The organism is Terrisporobacter glycolicus ATCC 14880 = DSM 1288 (assembly GCF_036812735.1).
Classification (GTDB): domain Bacteria; phylum Bacillota; class Clostridia; order Peptostreptococcales; family Peptostreptococcaceae; genus Terrisporobacter; species Terrisporobacter glycolicus.
The window spans coordinates 3,570,459-3,588,781 of record NZ_CP117523.1 but is presented as its reverse complement, the minus strand read 5'-3'; the positions used below and the strand labels follow the sequence as shown (position 1 = coordinate 3,588,781).

At 28.5% G+C, this 18,323-nt stretch carries 17 protein-coding genes; 12 read left to right on the top strand and 5 right to left on the bottom strand.

The window, feature by feature from the left end:
- Nucleotides 1–68: 68 nt before the first annotated feature.
- Nucleotides 69–482 carry a single-stranded DNA-binding protein gene (locus tag TEGL_RS17495; RefSeq protein ID WP_018592208.1) on the bottom strand — a complete coding sequence of 138 codons (414 nt, stop codon included), beginning with the start codon at nt 480–482 and terminating at the stop codon, nt 69–71.
- Nucleotides 483–674: 192 nt separating this feature from the next.
- Here TEGL_RS17495 and TEGL_RS17490 point away from each other — a divergent pair, with 192 nt between their 5' ends.
- A complete protein-coding gene (locus tag TEGL_RS17490) occupies nt 675–2,558 on the top strand; it encodes a sensor histidine kinase (RefSeq protein WP_018592209.1) in 1,884 nt (627 codons plus the stop codon).
- 37 nt (nt 2,559–2,595) lie between these two features.
- Here TEGL_RS17490 and TEGL_RS17485 read toward each other — a convergent pair whose 3' ends face one another.
- The gene (locus TEGL_RS17485; RefSeq protein ID WP_018592210.1) at nt 2,596–3,030 is read right to left on the bottom strand and encodes a GtrA family protein; all 435 of its coding nucleotides are present in this window, start codon (nt 3,028–3,030) and stop codon (nt 2,596–2,598) included.
- 135 nt (nt 3,031–3,165) lie between these two features.
- On the opposite strand from TEGL_RS17485, the gene TEGL_RS17480 reads away from it, so the two are divergent.
- The 9 genes from TEGL_RS17480 to TEGL_RS17440 all read left to right on the top strand — a co-directional run bounded on the left by TEGL_RS17480 (nt 3,166) and on the right by TEGL_RS17440 (nt 12,387).
- Nucleotides 3,166–4,023, top strand: coding sequence for an Mrp/NBP35 family ATP-binding protein (locus tag TEGL_RS17480; protein WP_018592211.1), 858 nt, complete (start codon nt 3,166–3,168; stop codon nt 4,021–4,023).
- Between the two features lie 21 nt (nt 4,024–4,044).
- Nucleotides 4,045–4,233, top strand: coding sequence for a hypothetical protein (locus tag TEGL_RS17475; RefSeq protein WP_018592212.1), 189 nt, complete (start codon nt 4,045–4,047; stop codon nt 4,231–4,233).
- Nucleotides 4,234–4,377: 144 nt separating this feature from the next.
- Complete coding sequence (locus TEGL_RS17470; protein ID WP_018592213.1) at nt 4,378–5,625, top strand: pyridoxal phosphate-dependent aminotransferase; 1,248 nt, start codon at nt 4,378–4,380, stop codon at nt 5,623–5,625.
- Between the two features lie 45 nt (nt 5,626–5,670).
- A complete protein-coding gene (gene iorA, locus TEGL_RS17465; protein ID WP_018592214.1) occupies nt 5,671–7,455 on the top strand; it encodes an indolepyruvate ferredoxin oxidoreductase subunit alpha in 1,785 nt (594 codons plus the stop codon).
- Between the two features lies 1 nt (nt 7,456).
- Nucleotides 7,457–8,053 carry an indolepyruvate oxidoreductase subunit beta gene (locus TEGL_RS17460; protein ID WP_018592215.1) on the top strand — a complete coding sequence of 199 codons (597 nt, stop codon included), beginning with the start codon at nt 7,457–7,459 and terminating at the stop codon, nt 8,051–8,053.
- A 112-nt stretch (nt 8,054–8,165) separates the two neighbouring features.
- Entirely contained in the window at nt 8,166–9,251 is a 1,086-nt protein-coding gene (gene buk / locus TEGL_RS17455) for a butyrate kinase (protein ID WP_018592216.1), read from the top strand.
- A 96-nt stretch (nt 9,252–9,347) separates the two neighbouring features.
- Nucleotides 9,348–10,169, top strand: a complete 822-nt coding sequence (locus tag TEGL_RS17450; RefSeq protein ID WP_018592217.1) for a MerR family transcriptional regulator — start codon at nt 9,348–9,350, stop codon at nt 10,167–10,169.
- A 16-nt stretch (nt 10,170–10,185) separates the two neighbouring features.
- The gene (locus TEGL_RS17445) at nt 10,186–11,097 is read left to right on the top strand and encodes a bifunctional enoyl-CoA hydratase/phosphate acetyltransferase (RefSeq protein WP_018592218.1); all 912 of its coding nucleotides are present in this window, start codon (nt 10,186–10,188) and stop codon (nt 11,095–11,097) included.
- Between the two features lie 75 nt (nt 11,098–11,172).
- Complete coding sequence (locus TEGL_RS17440; protein ID WP_018592219.1) at nt 11,173–12,387, top strand: MFS transporter; 1,215 nt, start codon at nt 11,173–11,175, stop codon at nt 12,385–12,387.
- A 98-nt stretch (nt 12,388–12,485) separates the two neighbouring features.
- Here the strand turns inward: TEGL_RS17440 and TEGL_RS17435 are convergent, their stop codons facing one another.
- Nucleotides 12,486–13,871, bottom strand: coding sequence for an APC family permease (locus tag TEGL_RS17435; protein WP_018592220.1), 1,386 nt, complete (start codon nt 13,869–13,871; stop codon nt 12,486–12,488).
- Nucleotides 13,872–14,166: 295 nt separating this feature from the next.
- Here TEGL_RS17435 and murI point away from each other — a divergent pair, with 295 nt between their 5' ends.
- Nucleotides 14,167–14,943: a glutamate racemase gene (murI, locus tag TEGL_RS17430; protein WP_018592221.1), complete on the top strand. Its 777-nt coding sequence runs from the start codon at nt 14,167–14,169 to the stop codon at nt 14,941–14,943.
- 39 nt (nt 14,944–14,982) lie between these two features.
- On the opposite strand, the gene TEGL_RS17425 is transcribed toward murI, so the two are convergent.
- Together TEGL_RS17425 and TEGL_RS17420 are read right to left on the bottom strand one after the other, a co-directional pair.
- Complete coding sequence (locus TEGL_RS17425) at nt 14,983–16,602, bottom strand: HAMP domain-containing sensor histidine kinase (RefSeq protein ID WP_018592222.1); 1,620 nt, start codon at nt 16,600–16,602, stop codon at nt 14,983–14,985.
- Nucleotides 16,574–17,296, bottom strand: coding sequence for a response regulator transcription factor (locus TEGL_RS17420; protein WP_018592223.1), 723 nt, complete (start codon nt 17,294–17,296; stop codon nt 16,574–16,576). Before TEGL_RS17420 ends, TEGL_RS17425 begins: the two co-directional genes overlap by 29 nt.
- A 204-nt stretch (nt 17,297–17,500) precedes the next feature.
- Here TEGL_RS17420 and TEGL_RS17415 point away from each other — a divergent pair, with 204 nt between their 5' ends.
- The gene (locus TEGL_RS17415; RefSeq protein ID WP_018592224.1) at nt 17,501–18,283 is read left to right on the top strand and encodes a PIG-L family deacetylase; all 783 of its coding nucleotides are present in this window, start codon (nt 17,501–17,503) and stop codon (nt 18,281–18,283) included.
- The last annotated feature ends 40 nt before the right edge of the window (nt 18,284–18,323 follow it).

Below are 18,323 nucleotides of genomic sequence, written 5' to 3'. Positions count from 1 at the left end.
ATGTGTAGATTATTGACAATCTACACATTTTAATCTGATAAGATGGTTACCTGATGAAAAAATTTTGATTAAAAAGGAATTTCACTTTCGGATATATCACCATCAAAAACTTCATTTGTAAAGATATCTTCATTATTGAAGGTATTTTCAGTGCTATCATTTTGTTTAAAATCTATAAATCTAAACAAGTCACAGCTTACTGTAATAGATTTTTTATTTTCTCCGCTTGGAGATAAATATTTATCTACTTTAACTCTTCCCTCCATGTAAACTAATCTACCTTTAGTCATATATTTGCTAAAAACTTCTGCTTGTCTATTCCATATTTCGCAATTGATAAAGTCAGTATCATGTTCTCCTTGAGCATTTTTATAATCTCTATTAACTGCTAATGTAAATTTAGTAATAGGGATATTTTTTTCACCTATGTATTTTAAATCTGGATCTTGACATAATCTTCCTACTAATATGACTTTATTCATTTGAAACCTCCATATTTTTATGTAATTTAGTAAAATTATAGACAAACATAAGTTCGAATATACATATATTGAAGGGAAAATTTTATTTTTTTGGATAAGGAAAAAAATGTAAAAAAGTGATATAATTAAAATAATGATGAGAGTTAAAATCTATGTTAATTTAATAGAGAATTAAAAATGAGGGGTTTTATTATGAAAAAGGATATTTATAGAAGTATAATAAGAAATAGTAAAATAGCTTACTTAATAATAAATAGTAAAATGGATAATCATAATAAATACATTGGCATAGAGGTATTGGAGCAAAATAAAGAATTTGAAAAAATTTTTAAGCTATTAACAGAAAATAATGTATTTGAAAAAGAAGTAACAGAATTAATAGTAAATAATTGGATAAAAAGTCAATTTAAAGGAGACGAATTTGATCAATTTGTAAATGATATAATTAAAAATGGTCATAAGAATATAGAGTATACCGTTGAAATAAATAATAAAACTGCAATTATAGATATATATTATTTAGAAGAGTATTTTATAGTAGTGTATTCAATGAATTATAATATGAGTTATGATGAAGAAGATTTCATAATATACAATTGGGCAAAAGATTTAAATGGAGTATATATTGATGTATGCGAAAACTGTAATGATCCCAAATTAAACGATAAAAAAACAATCACTGGAAAAAGAGACTTAGATTTATGGGAAACATCTGATGTTAGGAAATTTAGACAACAAGAAAATAATGTAATATCAAATAGAAATGTAAAAACTTTCTACCAAACATTAAGAAAAAAAGATGGCACTAAAATCTATCTAGAATCAACCATATGGCCTATAATAGATGATAATGATAATATAATAGGAACAAGAGGTTTTAGTGTAGAAATTAATGATAAGTTAGTTTTTGAAAAAAGCTTAGAACAAAATGAAGAAAATTTTAGGGAGATAACTAAGTATTCTGATTCTGTGTTTATTATCAGGGATAAGGAAAGGGCAACTTATGTCAGCCCTGCTTTTAGAAATGTATTTGAAGATAGCCCAGAGGATTTATATAAAGATTTTAATAAATTAGATGAGTATTTTAAGAGAGTCGAATGGAATGATTATAATATAAATTATAAATTTGATTTTGACCAGTGTAATGAAGGAACTGGAAAAATAAAATTGGATAATGGAAAAGAAAAATGGATTTGGTATAAATTCTTGCCAATAAAGGACTCAAAAGGCAATATATCAAAAAGGGTAGGAATTTTAACTGATGTAACAGAAAAAAAGAAAATAGAAGAAGAAAAAAATCAACTTAAATTAGACTTTTTTGCAAATTTATCCCATGAATTGAGGACGCCAATCAATCTTATATCAAGCACAATTCAACTTATCAAATTAAATTTAACAAAAATATCACCACAAGACGCTAATAAATTTTATAAATATATGGATATAATGGAAATGAATAGCCTAAGACTTGTGAGGCTTATAAACAATTTATTAGATTCAACACGAGTTGAGGCAGGATATATAAGCTTTAATCCCATTAATTCAGATATAGTGGCATTTATAGAAGACATATGTGAATCTATTGTGGAATTTACAGAATTTAATAGTATGCACTTAATTTTTGATACAAATGTTGAAGAAGAAGTAGTACTATTTGACCAAGACATTATAGAAAGAACTATGCTTAATTTATTATCAAATGCAGTTAAGTTTAATAAAAAAAATGGTAATATATACGTAAATTTATATATTAAAGGAGATAAAATTAAGATTAGTGTAAAAGATGAAGGAATTGGAATACCAAAAGATAAAGCAAGCTGTATATTTGAAAGATTTGAACAAGTTGAAAGTAGAAATAGGATGGAAAAACAGGGAAGTGGTATAGGGCTATATTTGGTAAAATCTTTAGTAAGTTTGCATGGAGGAACCATTAAAGTTAATAGTGAAGTTAACCAAGGTAGTGAATTTATAGTAGTTATACCCAGGGAATTACCAAATAATGGTAAAGAGCTTATTGTACAAAAAAAAGAAGAAGTAAGATATAGTAGAGCAAATATAGAGTTTTCAGATATATAAGTATAAACACATTATTAATTAAAAATTAATAATGTGTTTATTTTTTTTCATCTGTATGTTTTATAACTAATCTCATTAGAAAAAATACTGGAATAGTTGAGAAAACAGGGGCTATTATAGGAGCTATAGCTTTACTTAAACCAAATATATTAACTAATAATAATATAACACCTAGATTTAAAGCATATTCAAATATATATACTAAGAAGCTTAACAAGTATTTTTTAAAAGAATATTTTTGCTCTTTGAATGTAAATCTAGAATTCAAATAATAAGATGCAGTAATACTTATAACGCTTGTAATCGTATATGCAACCAAATAATGGATTTTAAAAACTAGATATAGGGTTAAATAAAATATTTGAGCAACTATAAAATTTGCAGTACCGATAATATTAAATTTTATATATTCCATAATTTTATCCTTATATAGTTTAAACTTTTCTACGATTGTATTTTTTATGGCTAACACATCTTTCACATCCTTTAAAAAATAATTATTTATATTCTATTCCATTCTATATCATTATTATGTTCATTGACAAAATAAATATAAAGAACTATATTTATTTTGTAGATATATCCATTATTAGGGGGGAAAATAGAAATGTCAAATTGTAATTCATGTCCATCAAATGGATCTTGTAATAAAGAGCAATCAAGTTGTTCAGTGGTTAATAATCCACTAAATAAAATTAATAAAATTATAGGTGTTATGAGTGGAAAAGGTGGAGTAGGAAAATCTACAGTATCAGCGCTTATAGCAAAAAATTTAGCTAAACAAGGATATAAAGTAGGTGTATTAGATGCAGATATAACAGGCCCTAGTATACCAAGACTTTTGGGTGTAGATAAGCAAAGAGCAAGAGCGACAGAGGAATTTATATATCCAGCAATAACAGCAGATGGAATAAAAGTAATGTCTCTAAACTTATTAATAGAAAATGAAGAAGAACCTGTTATTTGGAGAGGTGCAATGGTTTCTAATGCAGTAAAACAATTTTATACAGATGTTTTATGGGAAGAATTAGACTACCTTATAATAGATATGCCTCCAGGAACAGGAGATGTAGCTTTAACAGTTATGCAATCAATTCCTATAAATGGTATAGTAATGGTTACGATACCTCAAGATATGGTATCAATGATAGTTACAAAAGCTGTTCATATGGTACAAAAATTAGATATAGACGTTATAGGTGTAGTTGAAAATATGAGCTATATAACATGTCCAGATTGTGGGAAAAAGATTCAAATATTTAATGGAGAAAATAATAGAAAATTCCTTGATGATATGAATTTGGATCTTTTAGGCCAATTACCAATGAATTCTGGAATAGGAAACGTATCTATAGGTATTTATAGAGATGGTGATGAAGAAGTTGAAGGATTATTTAATCCTATAGTAATAAATATGATTAAATCATTAGAAGAAAAAGAAAAAGAAGTCTCAGGGGCATTTTAGTTAAAAATAAGGAGCGAACAAATGAAATTAGGCGATATTTTTGTGTTTAGCATTGATTTAGTTTTATTTACATACTTTACTGAAATGGCGCTAAACACTACGAGTATGACAGTTAGGATAGTAGCATGCTTTGCTATGACCGCTGAAATATTCTTTATGAGACAACATCTAAAAATGATGAAGCTATCCGCCCAAAAAAGAGAAGATTAAAAAATACACAGTTCAATATATTGAACTGTGTATTTTTTTTTATATTATATAAAACCTATTGACATTCCAGTTAATGGAAGGTTTATTATAATATTAGAGAATATTATGAATATAAAAATAGTGAAATAAAATGGGGGGAATAAAATGAAATTAAGTATGGTTGCAGACCACGCAAGATGGCCCAGAGAAAATGACATTATATTTAACTTATCTGAAAGAGCTCAAAATGCAGAACAAAATATAGGTAAAGAAAACGTTATCAACGCTACTATTGGTGCATTGATGGATGATGATGGAAAGCTAATAACAATGAGTAGTGTTTTTGAACAATTAAAATCATTGCCTAACAATGAAATATCTGCTTACGCTTCTATTGCAGGGCAAGATGACTATAAAGAGGCTATAAGAAAAATTTGTTTTCAAGGTAATGATCCAGATGGTTATGTAAGAGTTGTAGCTTCTCCAGGTGGAAGTGGTGCTATTAAATTAGCAATGTGGAACTATACTAATCCCAAAGATGTAATTTTGACTTCTGATTGGTACTGGAGTCCTTATGGAATTATAGGAGAGGAAGCTGGAAGAGGGGTTGCAAATTATAAATTATTTAATGATGAAGGAAGATTCAATATTGAATCTTTTAAATCTAAATTTAAAGAAATTATAGATAAACAAGGAAATATATTTACGATAATTAATACTCCTGGTCATAATCCAACAGGATATACTGTGTCTGATGATGAGTGGGATGAAATATTAGATTTTGCAAAAGAAATTGCAAAGGATGAAAGTAAAAAAATAGTTTTATTTATAGATGTTGCATATATAGATTTTGTTAAAGATGATATAGCAAGTAGAAAATTTTTTAAGAAATTTGGAAACTTGCCAGAGAATATATTATCAATAGTAGGCTTTAGTATGTCAAAAGGATTTACTGCTTATGGAATGAGAATGGGAGCAGCCATAGGAATATCTTCAAGTGAAGATATGGCAGAAGAATTCTATTACTCACTAATGCATTCTTGTAGAGCGAATTGGTCTAATTGTAATAGAGGAGCCATGTCTATTCTTTCTCATTTAATTTCAGATGATAAAAAGTACGCAGAATATAAAATTGAGAAAGATCAATATAAAGATATGCTTTTTAAAAGAGCAGAAGCTTTTGTACAAGGTGCAAGAGAAGTAAACCTTGATATACTTCCATATAGAGATGGATTTTTTGTAAGTATACCATGCAATAATCCAAAAGAAGTTTGCGAAGCACTTACTAAAGAGAATCTTTATTTAGTTCCTTTAAAAATGGGATTAAGATTTGCAGTATGTGCAGTATCAGAAGAAAAGTGCAAAAAAGCTCCAAAAATCATAAAAGAAGCTTTTGAAAAGTTAAATCATTAGACAAAAATTAAGTATAGAAACATAAAAATAAGGGGGACTATTATAATGAAGAAATTAATGACAGGTAATGAGGCCATAGCTCGTGGCGCATATGAAGCTGGTGTAAAATATGCTTCAGCTTATCCGGGAACTCCAAGTACGGAGATATTAGAAAATATAGCATTATATAAGGATGATATCCTTGCAGAATGGGCTCCAAATGAAAAAGTAGCAGTTGAAGCAGCAGCAGGAGCTTCAATAGCAGGTGCAAGAACTGTTGCATCTATGAAACATGTTGGTTTAAATGTAGCAGCTGATCCGTTGTTCACAGTAGCATATACAGGTGTAACTGGAGGATTTGTAATAATTACAGCAGATGAGCCAGGACAACATTCATCACAAAATGAGCAAGATAATAGAAATTATGCTAGAGCAGCTAAAATTCCAATGTTTGAACCATCAACTAGTCAAGAAGCTAAAGATATGTTCAAGGAAGCATTTGAAATAAGTGAAAAATTTGATACGCCAGTTTTATATAGATTAACAACTAGACTATGTCATTCAAAGGGGATAGTTGAGTGCAAAGATAGAAAAGAAGTTGGAATAAAAGAGTATGTAAAAGATGCACCTAAATATGTTACAGTTCCTGCAAATTCAAGGGTATTAAGAGGAAAAGTAGAAGAAAGACTTCATAATTTAGAAAAATTCTCTAACGAGACAGACCTTAACTCAATTGAATTAAATGATACTAAAGTAGGAATTATTGCATCTGGAATGTGTACAAATTTTGCAAAAGAAGTGTTTGGAAATGATGCATCTTATTTAAAATTAGGATTTACTTTCCCAATGCCAGATGAAAAAATAAAAGAATTTGCATCTAAGGTAGAAAAAATTTATGTTATAGAAGAAAATGATGAATTCATAGAAGAGCATGTTAAAGCTTTAGGAATAAATTGTAATGGTAAAGATGTATTTCCATCATATGGAGAAATGACACCGGATGTTATAAGAAAAGCTATATATGGAAAAACATTTGATCATTTAGAGACAAATGAAGAATTATTAGTTCCAAGACCACCAACATTCTGTGCAGGATGTCCACATAGAGGATTATTCTATGAATTAGGAAAAAGAAAAGATGTAGTTATAACTGGAGATATAGGATGTTATACTCTAGGATTTGCACCACCATATAATGCAATGGACTGTGTAGTTTGTATGGGTGCATCTTTAGGTTCAGGACATGGAGCACAACAAGTTTTCAACATGGTAGAAGGAAATAAGAAAAGAGTTGTAGGTGTGCTTGGAGATTCAACATTCTTCCATACAGGAATAAATGGGCTTTTGGATATTATTTATAACAATGGTAATGCAATATCAATAATATTAGATAATAGAATTACTGGTATGACAGGACATCAAGAAAATCCAGGTTCTGGATTTAAATTACAAGGTGAGCCAACTAATGAAATAAGTATAGAATCAGTAGTTAGAGCTTGTGGTGTGAAAAATTTAAGAGTAATAAATCCTAATGATTTAAAAGAAGTAAATGATACTCTTGATTGGGCATTTGCAAATGAAGAGGCATCTGTAATCATTACAAGATGGCCATGTGCCCTTAAAAAATTCTCTAAAGAAGATATAGAAGAGTTTAATAAGCCGTTCACAACAAAATGTGAAGTCGTAGAAGATTTATGTATAGGATGTAAAAAATGTACTAAGACAGGATGTCCAGCAATTTCATACAATAAAGAAGCTAAAAAATCTAAAATAGATAGAAATCAATGTTTAGGATGTGAAGTGTGTGCACAAGTATGTCCTAAAGAAGCAATAGTAAAGGAGGTAAAATAATATGACTAAAAGTATTATGTTAGTAGGTGTAGGTGGTCAAGGGACTATACTTGCAAGTAAATTATTAACTATAGGTCTAATGGAAGCTGGATACGATGTAAAGATGAGTGAAATACATGGTATGAGCCAAAGAGGTGGGTCAGTTTCTTCTCAAGTAAGATATAGTGAAGATAATGTTTATTCTCCTGTTATTGAAATTGGTGGAGCAGATATGATAGTTTCCTTTGAAAAAATGGAAGCTTTAAGATATTTAAAATACTTAAAACCAGAAGGAAAAGTAGTTGTAAATAATTATAGATTAAACTCAGTATCTACATTAGTAGGAAAATTTGAATACAAAGAAGAAGAAATAGATTCAGAATTAAAAAGACTAAATGCAAAAATTATAGATGCAGCAAAGAAAGCTGAAGAACTAGGAAATTCAAAAGTAATGAATGTTATATTATTAGGTTCTTTGGTAAAATCAATGAAGCTAGAAAAAATTGACTGGGAAGATATTATAAGAAAAAATGTAAAAGAAAAATTTATTGATTTAAATATAAAAGCTTTCCGCGTTGGTATGGACTTAGTAGAAGAAGTAATTAAGGCAACTGTTTAAATTTATTTAGCCATAAATTAAAAAGCTATTATAAGTTTTTCTTATAATAGCTTTTGACATATATCATAGTGAAAGATTATAATATAAAAAAATTATAAAAGGGGACAAAAATATGACTTATAGAGTTTTAGCCGTAAATCCTGGCTCAACATCAACAAAATTTGCAGTATATGATGGAGAAAATCAAGTTTTTGCAAAAACATTAAATCATTCAGTAGAAGAATTATCAAAGTTCAAATCTATAATGGATCAGTTTGAAATGAGAAAAAACGAGATAGAAAAAGTTTTAAAAGAAAACAATATAGAGCTAAAAAGTATAAATGCGGTAGTTGGAAGATGTGGAGGATTACCACCAGTAAAGTCAGGTGCATATTTAATAAATGAGGAAATGATAGATAGATTAAATAATAGACCTACATTAGACCATGCATCAAATTTAGGAGCTACAATTTCATACTCTATTGCCAATGAAATTGGTGTAAATTCATATATATATGATCCAGTTTGTGTAGACGAAAGTGGAGATATAGCAAAAGTGTCTGGACTTAAAGGACTGGATAGAGTTTGCTTAACTCATGCATTAAACACTAGAGCTATGGCAATAAAATATGCAAAAATGAACAACAAAAACTATAAAGATTTAAATTTAATAGTAGCTCATTTAGGTGGAGGTATAAGCTTAAATGTTCATGAAAAAGGGAAAATGGTAGACTTTGTTTCTGATGAAGAAGGACCATTCTCACCAGAAAGAGCAGGAAGATTACCAGCAAAAATGTTAGTTGATTTATGTTATTCTGGCAAATATACTCACAAAGAAATGGTTAAAAATGTGAGAGGTAGAGGTGGAATAGTTTCATATTTAAATACTGTTGATGCTAGAGAAGTTGAAGAAAGAATAGCTAATGGTGATGAATATGCAAAATTAATATATGATGCCCTAGCTTTACAAGTAGCAAAATCTATAGGGGAACTTGCTACAGTTGTTAATGGTGATGTGGATGCAATAATTATAACTGGTGGAATAGCTTATTCTAAATATATGAGCGAATCAATAAGTAAGAGAATTAAGTTTATAGCACCAGTAGAAATATTAGCTGGAGAAAATGAATTAGAGGCTTTAGCTTTTGGTGCACTTAGAGTATTAGAAGGTGAAGAAGAAGCTACAATATACAGTGAAACTGATTTTATAAAAGCTTAGTTAAAAAAATTTTATACGTGATTTAATTAACATAATTGGATATACTCCTCTAATTTTATATAATATAAATATAATTAAAATTAGGGGAGTTGTCATATGAAGGATTTTTTTACCATAGGAGAAATATCTAAGCTATTTGACATAAATAAAAAAACATTAAGATATTATGATGAGATAGATTTGTTTAAACCCAGTTTTGTTAATAAGGAGAATAAGTATAGGTATTATACATTAGACCAATTTCAATATTTAGAGACAATAAAGTATTTAAAAGAACTTGGACTTTCATTGGATAAAATAAAATATAATCTAAACAATGTAAATACAGAAGATGTAATACACTCCTTAGAGGAACAAAATAACTTTATTAATCAGAAAATAAGTGAATTGGAACTTATTAAACATAAGATTAATAATAAAATAATGCAAATTAAAGATTCAACAAGAGAAGACTTACTAGGAATTATTAGGGAAATAGATTTTGAGGAAAGACAAGCTGTTAGATTAAGACACAGTATTAAAACTGATTATGATATTGAACTTTCTCTTAGAAAGTTGACCAAGATGTCTGAAAATAAAATTTTTCTAACATATGGAGAAGTTGGAGTATCCATAGCTAGAGAAGATTTAATTCAGCAAGAATATGGAGAATATAAATCTATTTTTGTAATGATAGAAGAAGAAAAATATGATAAAAACTTAATAAAAATATTTCCAAAAGGGACCTATGTTTGTATTAGGTTTAAGGGCATTCACAAAGACGCACCGCCGTATTATGAAAAATTAATGTCTCATATTAATAAAGAAGGGTACAAAATATTAGATGACTCATTGGAGATGGAGCTAACAGATCCAAGTTTATCTTTAACGGATGAAGAAGTAATTATGGAACTACAAATTTTAGTTAAGAAATCTTAAATAAAGGGGAATAAGCATGATAAATAAATTAGAGGGCATATTACATCAATTAAAAGGTGACAAAAAAGTTATATTATCAGTGGCAGCAGCTCATGATGAAGAGGTTTTGCTAGCTGTTCAAAGTGCAGTAGAGAAGGATATAATAGTTCCAATTTTAATTGGTGATGAAAGTAAAATAAGAGAAATTAGTAAAGAAATAAATTTTGATTTAAATGGAATAAAAATAATACAAAAAGATACTATAGAAGAATGTGCTGAAGTTGCTGTAAAATTAGTTTCTTCAAAAGAAGCAGATTTCGTAATGAAGGGATTACTAGACACTTCAGTTATATTAAAAGCAGTTTTAAATAAAGAGTGGGGACTTAGAACAGATAGTTTACTTAGTCATGTTATGGTTTATGAAATACCTACTTATGACAAATTATTAGTAACTACAGACGGAGGTATGAACATAGCTCCTGATTATGATCAGAAAGTAAAAATATTAAAAAATGCTATAGAGGCAACTAAGCCTTTAGGCTTAGAAGAAATAAAAGTTGCATGTTTAGCTGCAAAAGAGAAAGTAAATACTAAAATGCCAGCTACAGTTGATGCAAACGCTTTACAAGAAGCTGGTGAAAGAGGAGAGTTTGGGGAAGGCATAATAGTAGAAGGGCCTTTAGCATTTGACTTGGCTGTGTCTAAAGAAGCAGCAAAGATAAAAGGTTTTGAAAGTAGAGTAGCAGGAGAAACAGATATAATGTTAATGCCAACTATAGAAGTAGGAAATGGTATAGGAAAAACTTTAACATATTTTGCAGGCGGAAAATCTGCTGGAATAATTATGGGTGCAAAAGCTCCTATTGTTTTAGTTTCTAGAGCTGATAGTCATGAGTCAAAATTATACTCAATAGCTTATGGTGCCTTAATTGCAGGTCATAATAAATAAGGTGAAAAGTTCTTTTTTAGTTTATGCTAAAAAAGAATTTTTTGATTTTTAATATAATTAATAGGGGAGATTAGTATGAAAAAACTTAATCGTTGGATATATGCTGTTGTGGGTACCATTGTTTTATTATTTGCAGGCCTTATATATGCATGGAGTGTATTAGCTTCACCTATAGGTCAAGAATTTACAAGTTGGTCAACAGCACAATTATCATTAACTTTTACCATAGGCATGACCATGTTTTGTTTAGGGGGATTGGTTGGAGGATTATTATCAAATAAAGTCAACGTAAAGTATAATGTTTGGGCATCAGCAATATTGTTCTTAATTGGATTTTATATATCTTCAAAAACAACTACCTTAATAGGATTATATATGGGATTTGGTATTTTAGCAGGATTTGCATCTGGTCTTGCTTATAATGCAGTAATGAGCACTATGTCAAAATGGTTTCCAGACAAACAAGGACTAATATCGGGAATTTTATTAATGGGCTTTGGTATAGGAAGTTTTATTATAGGAAAAGTATATCAAGCATACACTCCATCAGAAATAGGTGGTTGGAGAACTTCATTTATGATATTTGGCATATTATTATTTATAGTAATTGGTATAGGTGGTTTTTTCTTTGTTAAGCCAGTTAATGATTTTGTACCTCCAGAAAATAAGTCTAATACTGACAAAAATAAAAACTTTGAGGATGGTATAGATGTTCATGCTTCTGTAATGATAAAAAGACCTGCTTTTTGGTTATTTTTTATTTGGGCAGTACTATTAAGTGGAGCAGGATTAGCATTAATTTCTCAAGCTAAAGGTGTGGCTATGGAAGTAGGTCCAAAAGTAGAACCATCAACTATAGCAACTGTTGTTGGGTTAATTTCTATATTTAATGGTATTGGTCGTGTAGTTTATGGAGGTATGTTTGATAAAATAGGAAGAAAGAAAACTATGTTCATAATAAATGTAGTATTCTTTATATCTGTGGGAATTTTAATACTTGCTCTTATAAACAAAAGTTTCTTAATAATAGTACTTGGGTTTATGTGTTGTGGTTTTTCTTATGGAGGCATACCTACAACAAGTTCTGCTTTTGTAAATTCATTTTATGGGCGAACATATTATCCAATAAATTTTCCAATAGTTAATTTAAGTTTGATAGTTGCTTCTTTTGGAGGAACTATAGCAGGATATTCATATGATTCAAGTGGTTCATATTTAACTACTTTTATATTAATGATAAGTGCAATAATAATAGGCTTTATATGTTTCTTAGGAATAAAAAGACCATAATAAGATTATTAAATATGATTTAAAAATAATCAATTATTTATAACATAAACAAAAAATTACTGGAATATACATCCCAGTAATTTTTTGTTTATGTTATATTAATTATATCTAGGTTCTCTGGCCTCGATGCCACTAAGAGCAGCCCAGATATAGAATATTAACCCTAAAGCAGCCCAACCAAGAATTATGCCACCTTCATAAGGCCAAGATAAAGCAGCTGGAGCACCTGGTAAATACATGCTTCCTAAGAATAGACACATACATATAGACACGAAACCAACAAACCTAACTTTTTTAACCTTATATGGTCTTGGCATATTTGGTTCTTTTTTTCTCAATACTAAGAATGATAAACAAACCATAGAGTAAGATATTACTATACTGCAACCACCTGCATTAGATAACCAAGTAAGCATATTTCTTCCCAAGAATGGAGATAAGGAAGTTAGAACACCAATTAATATTATTGCATTGCAAGGTGTTTTATATTTAGGATGCAATTTTGCTAAGAAAGGTGGCAACATACCACAAGCTGCCATAGAATAAATAGCTCTACTTCCACCTACATAGAAAGAGTTCCAACTAGTAATGATACCAGCAATCCCACCTAAAATTAATATTTTAGAAGCTATTGAACTGTTATTATAAACTTTTGCCATAGCATCTGCTGTAACTAGAGCAGATCCTTGGATTTCTGCATGATCCATAGCAAGAGATACACCAAGTATTATCATGGCATACCAGATAACTGCCATTACAACTGATAAAATTAATATTTGACCAATTTTCTTAAATGGTATATTCATTTCTTCTGCTGCTTGTGGAATTACATCGAACCCAACATACATGAAAGGCGTCATAACAGCAACAGTCATAAGACCTCCGACTCCATCTTTGAAAAGAGGTTGTATGTTTGAAGTTGAACCATTTACAAAAGATCCACCAATTAGAGCTAAGCCAATTAGTGTAATTAATACAGTACATAAACCTTGTAAAAATGCTGCTGTTTTTACTCCGAAGTAATTTATAATAGTGATTATAATTGAACTTATTATACCAACCATAACCCATGTACCATAAACATCAAACCCAGCAATAGTGTACATATAACCTTTTACGTAATTTGGAAATAAATATTGTAAAACTGTTGGAAGTGCCACTGTTTCAAAAGCTATTACAGATATGTATCCTAATATGATAGCCCAAGTACAGATAAAAGATGCATTTCTACCCAATGCTCGATAACTAAAGACTTGCTCTCCACCGCACTTAGGCATAGCGGAGGTTAGTTCTGCATATGCTTGCCCCACAAATAATACCATTATGCCACCTACAATAAATGCTAAGATAGCACCAAGAGTTCCGGCTGTTTGTATCCATTCCCCTGATAAAACAACCCATCCCCAACCAATCATCGCTCCAAATGCAAGTACAAAGACGTCGGATTTATTCAGGACTTTATCAAACTTATCGTTTTTACTCATATAAAAACCCCCCTAAAATTTTTAATACTCACTTTTTTAATTTTATGATTGTTATAATAATATAATAACAACTTTGGTAATAAATGTAAATTGGTTCTTCGTATTTTTTGCAAAAAATATCATACATAGATGCAACCTGAATTGTAGGGTTAGAAATTTTTCTTTGTATTAATAAAAAAGATATTTTATAATAAAAAGAGCAAACAATATGATTACAAAGGTTTTATTTAAAATTTAGAATAAGAAATAAGTTGAAATGTTTATATATAAAGAGCTAGTATTGGAGGTTAAAGTAATGAATAATAAAGATAAAGCGATAGGTGTTTTTGATTCAGGCTTAGGTGGAGTGAGTGTATTAAAAGAATTAGTTAAAACTATGCCAAATGAGAAATTTTTATATTATGGTGATTCAGCAAATGCTCCATATGGAATAAAAACAAAAGAAGAAATAACTGAAAGATGTGTGGATATTATAGAGTTTTTTTTAAGTAAAGGTGTAAAGGCTATTGTTATAGCTTGTAATACAGCAACTTCTGCAGCAGCTAATATACTTAGAGAAAAATATTCTGACTTACCAATCATAGGAATGGAACCAGCACTAAAAGTTGCTGCTGATGGAAAAGTTAACAATACTATAGTAGTAATGGCAACGCCACTTACATTAAAAGAAACTAAATTTAATGACTTAATGGCAAAATATAGTGATGATAATACTGTAATAAAAATGCCATGTCCAGAACTTGTAAATATAGTTGAGAATGATTTATTAGATAATGAAGAAGTTGTTGAAAATCAACTTAAAACGTATTATAAAGACTTAAATATGAGTAAGATTAATAGCGTTGTTTTAGGATGTACACACTTTGTATTCTATAGAGATTATATGGAAAAAATATTAAATCATAATATAAATATAATTGATGGAAATTTAGGAACTACAAATCATTTAAAAGAAGTTTTAAGAGAAAAAGATGAATTAAGAGATGATAATGAAGAGGGAAGAGTTACAATTTATAACTCTTCAAATGATGAAAGATTTATAAAATTATCAGAAAAGCTATTAAATATATAAAAAAACAAAGTATTTACTACTTTGTTTTTTATATATTTTTTATTCACATGTTTCAAATTGTAAAATCACTTTAAATAAATCACCATCTATATTTAAATCCATAGTTCCATTTTGCGTATTAACGATACTTTGAGTAATAGAAAGACCAAGGCCTGAACCTTCAGTATTTCTAGAAGAATCTCCACGTCTGAATCTTTCTAAAAATTCATCAGGACTTAAATTTAATCTATAATTTGACATATTTTTAAATATTATTGATATAGCATTATTTTCAACAAATAAATCTATATAAACTCTACTATTAGGAGCAGAGTATTTTGTTATATTTGCAATTAGGTTTTCAAAAGCTCTGAAAGTTCTTTTACCATCAATCATAGCAAATATAGGCTTTTCTGGAGTTTCAACAATAAAATCTAGTCTACTTTCTTGAATTTTATCATCCAGTTCTACGACACTTTGTATTAAAAGCTCTTTAATATCAGTTTTTTCAATATTAAATTCCATTTCACCGCTACTAAGTTTTGCAGCTTCAAAAATTTCTTCCACTAAAGTTTTAAGTCTTTTAGATTTTTTATCTAAAATAGATAAATAAGCTTTTTTAGTATCATCATCTATATTTTCACTTTTTAACATATCTACATAATTGATTATGGATGTTAAAGGTGTTTTTAAATCATGAGATACATTTGCTATTAATTCTGTTTTCATTTTTTCACTTTTTATGGCGTTATCTACTGCTTTTCCCAAACCTTCACTCATATTGTTTATATTATTAGCAAGAGTGGCAATTTGATCATTGCCTTTAATATTTAGCTTATAATCTAGAGAGCCTTCTTTAATAGATTCTACTTCTTTTGATATATAATCTACATAATCAAACTTTTCACAAGTTATTCTGAATAAATAGATGCAAAGTACAAAAGTTACAAGATCTATAAATAATACAAATTTGTATGAATATATAAAACCACCAGAGATAGGATTAAATATTATTATTAAAAATATAGTTTCTACTAGTAGCCCAAGGCATAAAGAATAAGCTAATTTCCTATTTATTGTTTTTTTATAGTTTTTGTTAAATAAAGCTTTTATAAATGGAGATAAGTATGCTTTGTTAAGCAAATTGTTTTTGTTATAAATAATATAATTGATTAAAAATAATAAGAATAAAAAGCAAATAGCATCATAAATTACAAAGCTATCATATACATATATTTGTCTTTCTGTATTATTTACACTTAAGAAGGTAGATATAATAACAAATAACAAAGGTACTTCTATAGTAAGCTTTTCATATAAAAATGTAATATATTTGCTAAAAAAAGTTTTCGTTTTAATATTTTTTTTATATAATTTAAAACTTATAAAAGTAGCAATTAATGAAACTATACAAATAGCTGATATTGCCAAAGCCACTACTCTGTTGTCCATATAATAAATATCTGGTCCAAATAAAATAAATCTTCTAACGCCTGTGGAATCGTACCAACCATAATTATTAATAATACTTTTAAAAAGATAAAAATTATCTCTAAATATAAATAATATAGTATTAAAAAATAGAGAAATAAATAAAATCATTAATAAAATAGAAGAAACCTTTATATAAGGATTTACAGAGCCAAAGTCTTTATTTAATTTTTTCAATTTTATAGCCAATTCCCCACACCACCTTTAAATATTTTGGATTTTTTGAATCTATTTCGATTTTTTGGCGAATTCTTCTAATATGAACTGCTACAGTTTTTTCACAATTGTAAGCATCTTCTTCCCAAACTCTTTCATATAACTCATGGGAAGAAAATACCCTTCCTTGATTAGAAAGAAGTAGTTCTAAAATTTTATACTCAATAGGTGTAATCTTTACTTCATCACCATCTAGAGTTACAGATTTTGTTTCTTGGTTTAATTCTAGTCCACCACTTCTTAAAATCATCATTTTATTTTCTATATTAGGAGATAAATTTATATTAGGTATATGGCCTAGATTTATATATCTTCGAAGATGAGAACGAACTCTTGCAGTTAGTTCTAGTGGATTAAAAGGCTTAGTCATATAATCATCAGCACCCATATTTAGTCCTAAAATTTTATCCATATCTTCAGATTTTGCAGATAATAAAATAATTGGTATATTTTTATCTTCTCTTATTTTCATAGTAGTCTTAAGACCGTCCATATTTGGCATCATTACATCCATAATAATAAGTTTAACATCATTTTCTATAATCATTTCAAGAGCTTGTAATCCATCATATGCTTTTAAAATATTATATCCCTCAGGTTTTAAGTAAAACTCAATAGCGTCAACTATTTCTTTTTCGTCATCAACTACTAAAATATTTTTATTCATAAATACCCTCCTTTATATAGCTTTCCTAGCAAAGTCAATTATATCAAAAGAAGATATCAAAAATAGTTCTTAATTATTACAAATTTATAAAGATTTATGCGTATCATTATTTAATTGTAATAGAATTGTTATTTCTGTGTAATTGTTTGGTAATTTATGACATGTACAATGAGATTAACAGATGAGGTAGAAGGAGTGAATATTATGACTAAGAATACAATTAAATTTGCAATAAGTATAGTAGCATTATCAATCATAACATTATTTATAACTGGATTTGAAAATGAAGAAAATTACGGAAACACAAAATTTAAGGATAATGTGGTATTTTATTCTCAACATCAAGATGATGAAACACTTTGGGCATCAGCTGCAATCATAGAAGCTATAAATGAAGTAGGAGCAGATCATGTTTATGTTGTACAAGTATCTTATGGAACAGGAATAAAAATATTTGATAAAGAAAATATGTTTGATAATATGGATCAAATGGAAAGATATAAATATAGAGAAAGAGAGTTTCTTGCAGCTGTTAAGGAATTGGGAGTAAAAAGAGAAAATGTAGTTTTATTACCAAGATTAAATAATACAGGATCTACAAGTTTTGAGTTAATGGAACAAACTGCTTTAAAATTTGAAAATGAATTAAAAAGTGTAACTCATGTTGCTCATACTTATAAATTAGACTGGCACTTACAACATTTAAAAAATGGGGCAGTTATTCAATCTTTATATAATGCAAAAAAAATAAAAGATGTGAAATATTTTGTTAAGCCAGAATATAAAGATGAAATTCCTAAAAGTGAAAGGATATTCTATAAGGCTATAAAAAAAGAAGATAAAGAAAAAATAAGAAAAGCTTGTGAACAATATAAGATAGTAGATAAGGATAAAAAAAGAGAAGGTATAGGATATAAGTCAGATAATAAATCATTTGAAAGGCTTATGGATAATTATGATTCTATATTACACACACCTAGTGTTTAAGAATATTTAGTTTTTCATGTACTTGAAGGATAAAAAGGGA

Bases quoted from the DNA above. Each gene is read 5' to 3' on its own strand.
- TEGL_RS17495 (WP_018592208.1), bottom strand. From the start codon at position 482: ATGAATAAAGTCATATTAGTAGGAAGATTATGTCAAGATCCAGATTTA.
- TEGL_RS17490 (WP_018592209.1), top strand. From the start codon at position 675: ATGAAAAAGGATATTTATAGAAGTATAATAAGAAATAGTAAAATAGCT.
- TEGL_RS17480 (WP_018592211.1), top strand. From the start codon at position 3,166: ATGTCAAATTGTAATTCATGTCCATCAAATGGATCTTGTAATAAAGAG.
- TEGL_RS17475 (WP_018592212.1), top strand. From the start codon at position 4,045: ATGAAATTAGGCGATATTTTTGTGTTTAGCATTGATTTAGTTTTATTT.
- TEGL_RS17470 (WP_018592213.1), top strand. From the start codon at position 4,378: ATGAAATTAAGTATGGTTGCAGACCACGCAAGATGGCCCAGAGAAAAT.
- iorA (WP_018592214.1), top strand. From the start codon at position 5,671: ATGAAGAAATTAATGACAGGTAATGAGGCCATAGCTCGTGGCGCATAT.
- TEGL_RS17460 (WP_018592215.1), top strand. From the start codon at position 7,457: ATGACTAAAAGTATTATGTTAGTAGGTGTAGGTGGTCAAGGGACTATA.
- buk (WP_018592216.1), top strand. From the start codon at position 8,166: ATGACTTATAGAGTTTTAGCCGTAAATCCTGGCTCAACATCAACAAAA.
- TEGL_RS17450 (WP_018592217.1), top strand. From the start codon at position 9,348: ATGAAGGATTTTTTTACCATAGGAGAAATATCTAAGCTATTTGACATA.
- TEGL_RS17445 (WP_018592218.1), top strand. From the start codon at position 10,186: ATGATAAATAAATTAGAGGGCATATTACATCAATTAAAAGGTGACAAA.
- TEGL_RS17440 (WP_018592219.1), top strand. From the start codon at position 11,173: ATGAAAAAACTTAATCGTTGGATATATGCTGTTGTGGGTACCATTGTT.
- TEGL_RS17435 (WP_018592220.1), bottom strand. From the start codon at position 13,871: ATGAGTAAAAACGATAAGTTTGATAAAGTCCTGAATAAATCCGACGTC.
- murI (WP_018592221.1), top strand. From the start codon at position 14,167: ATGAATAATAAAGATAAAGCGATAGGTGTTTTTGATTCAGGCTTAGGT.
- TEGL_RS17420 (WP_018592223.1), bottom strand. From the start codon at position 17,296: ATGAATAAAAATATTTTAGTAGTTGATGACGAAAAAGAAATAGTTGAC.
- TEGL_RS17415 (WP_018592224.1), top strand. From the start codon at position 17,501: ATGACTAAGAATACAATTAAATTTGCAATAAGTATAGTAGCATTATCA.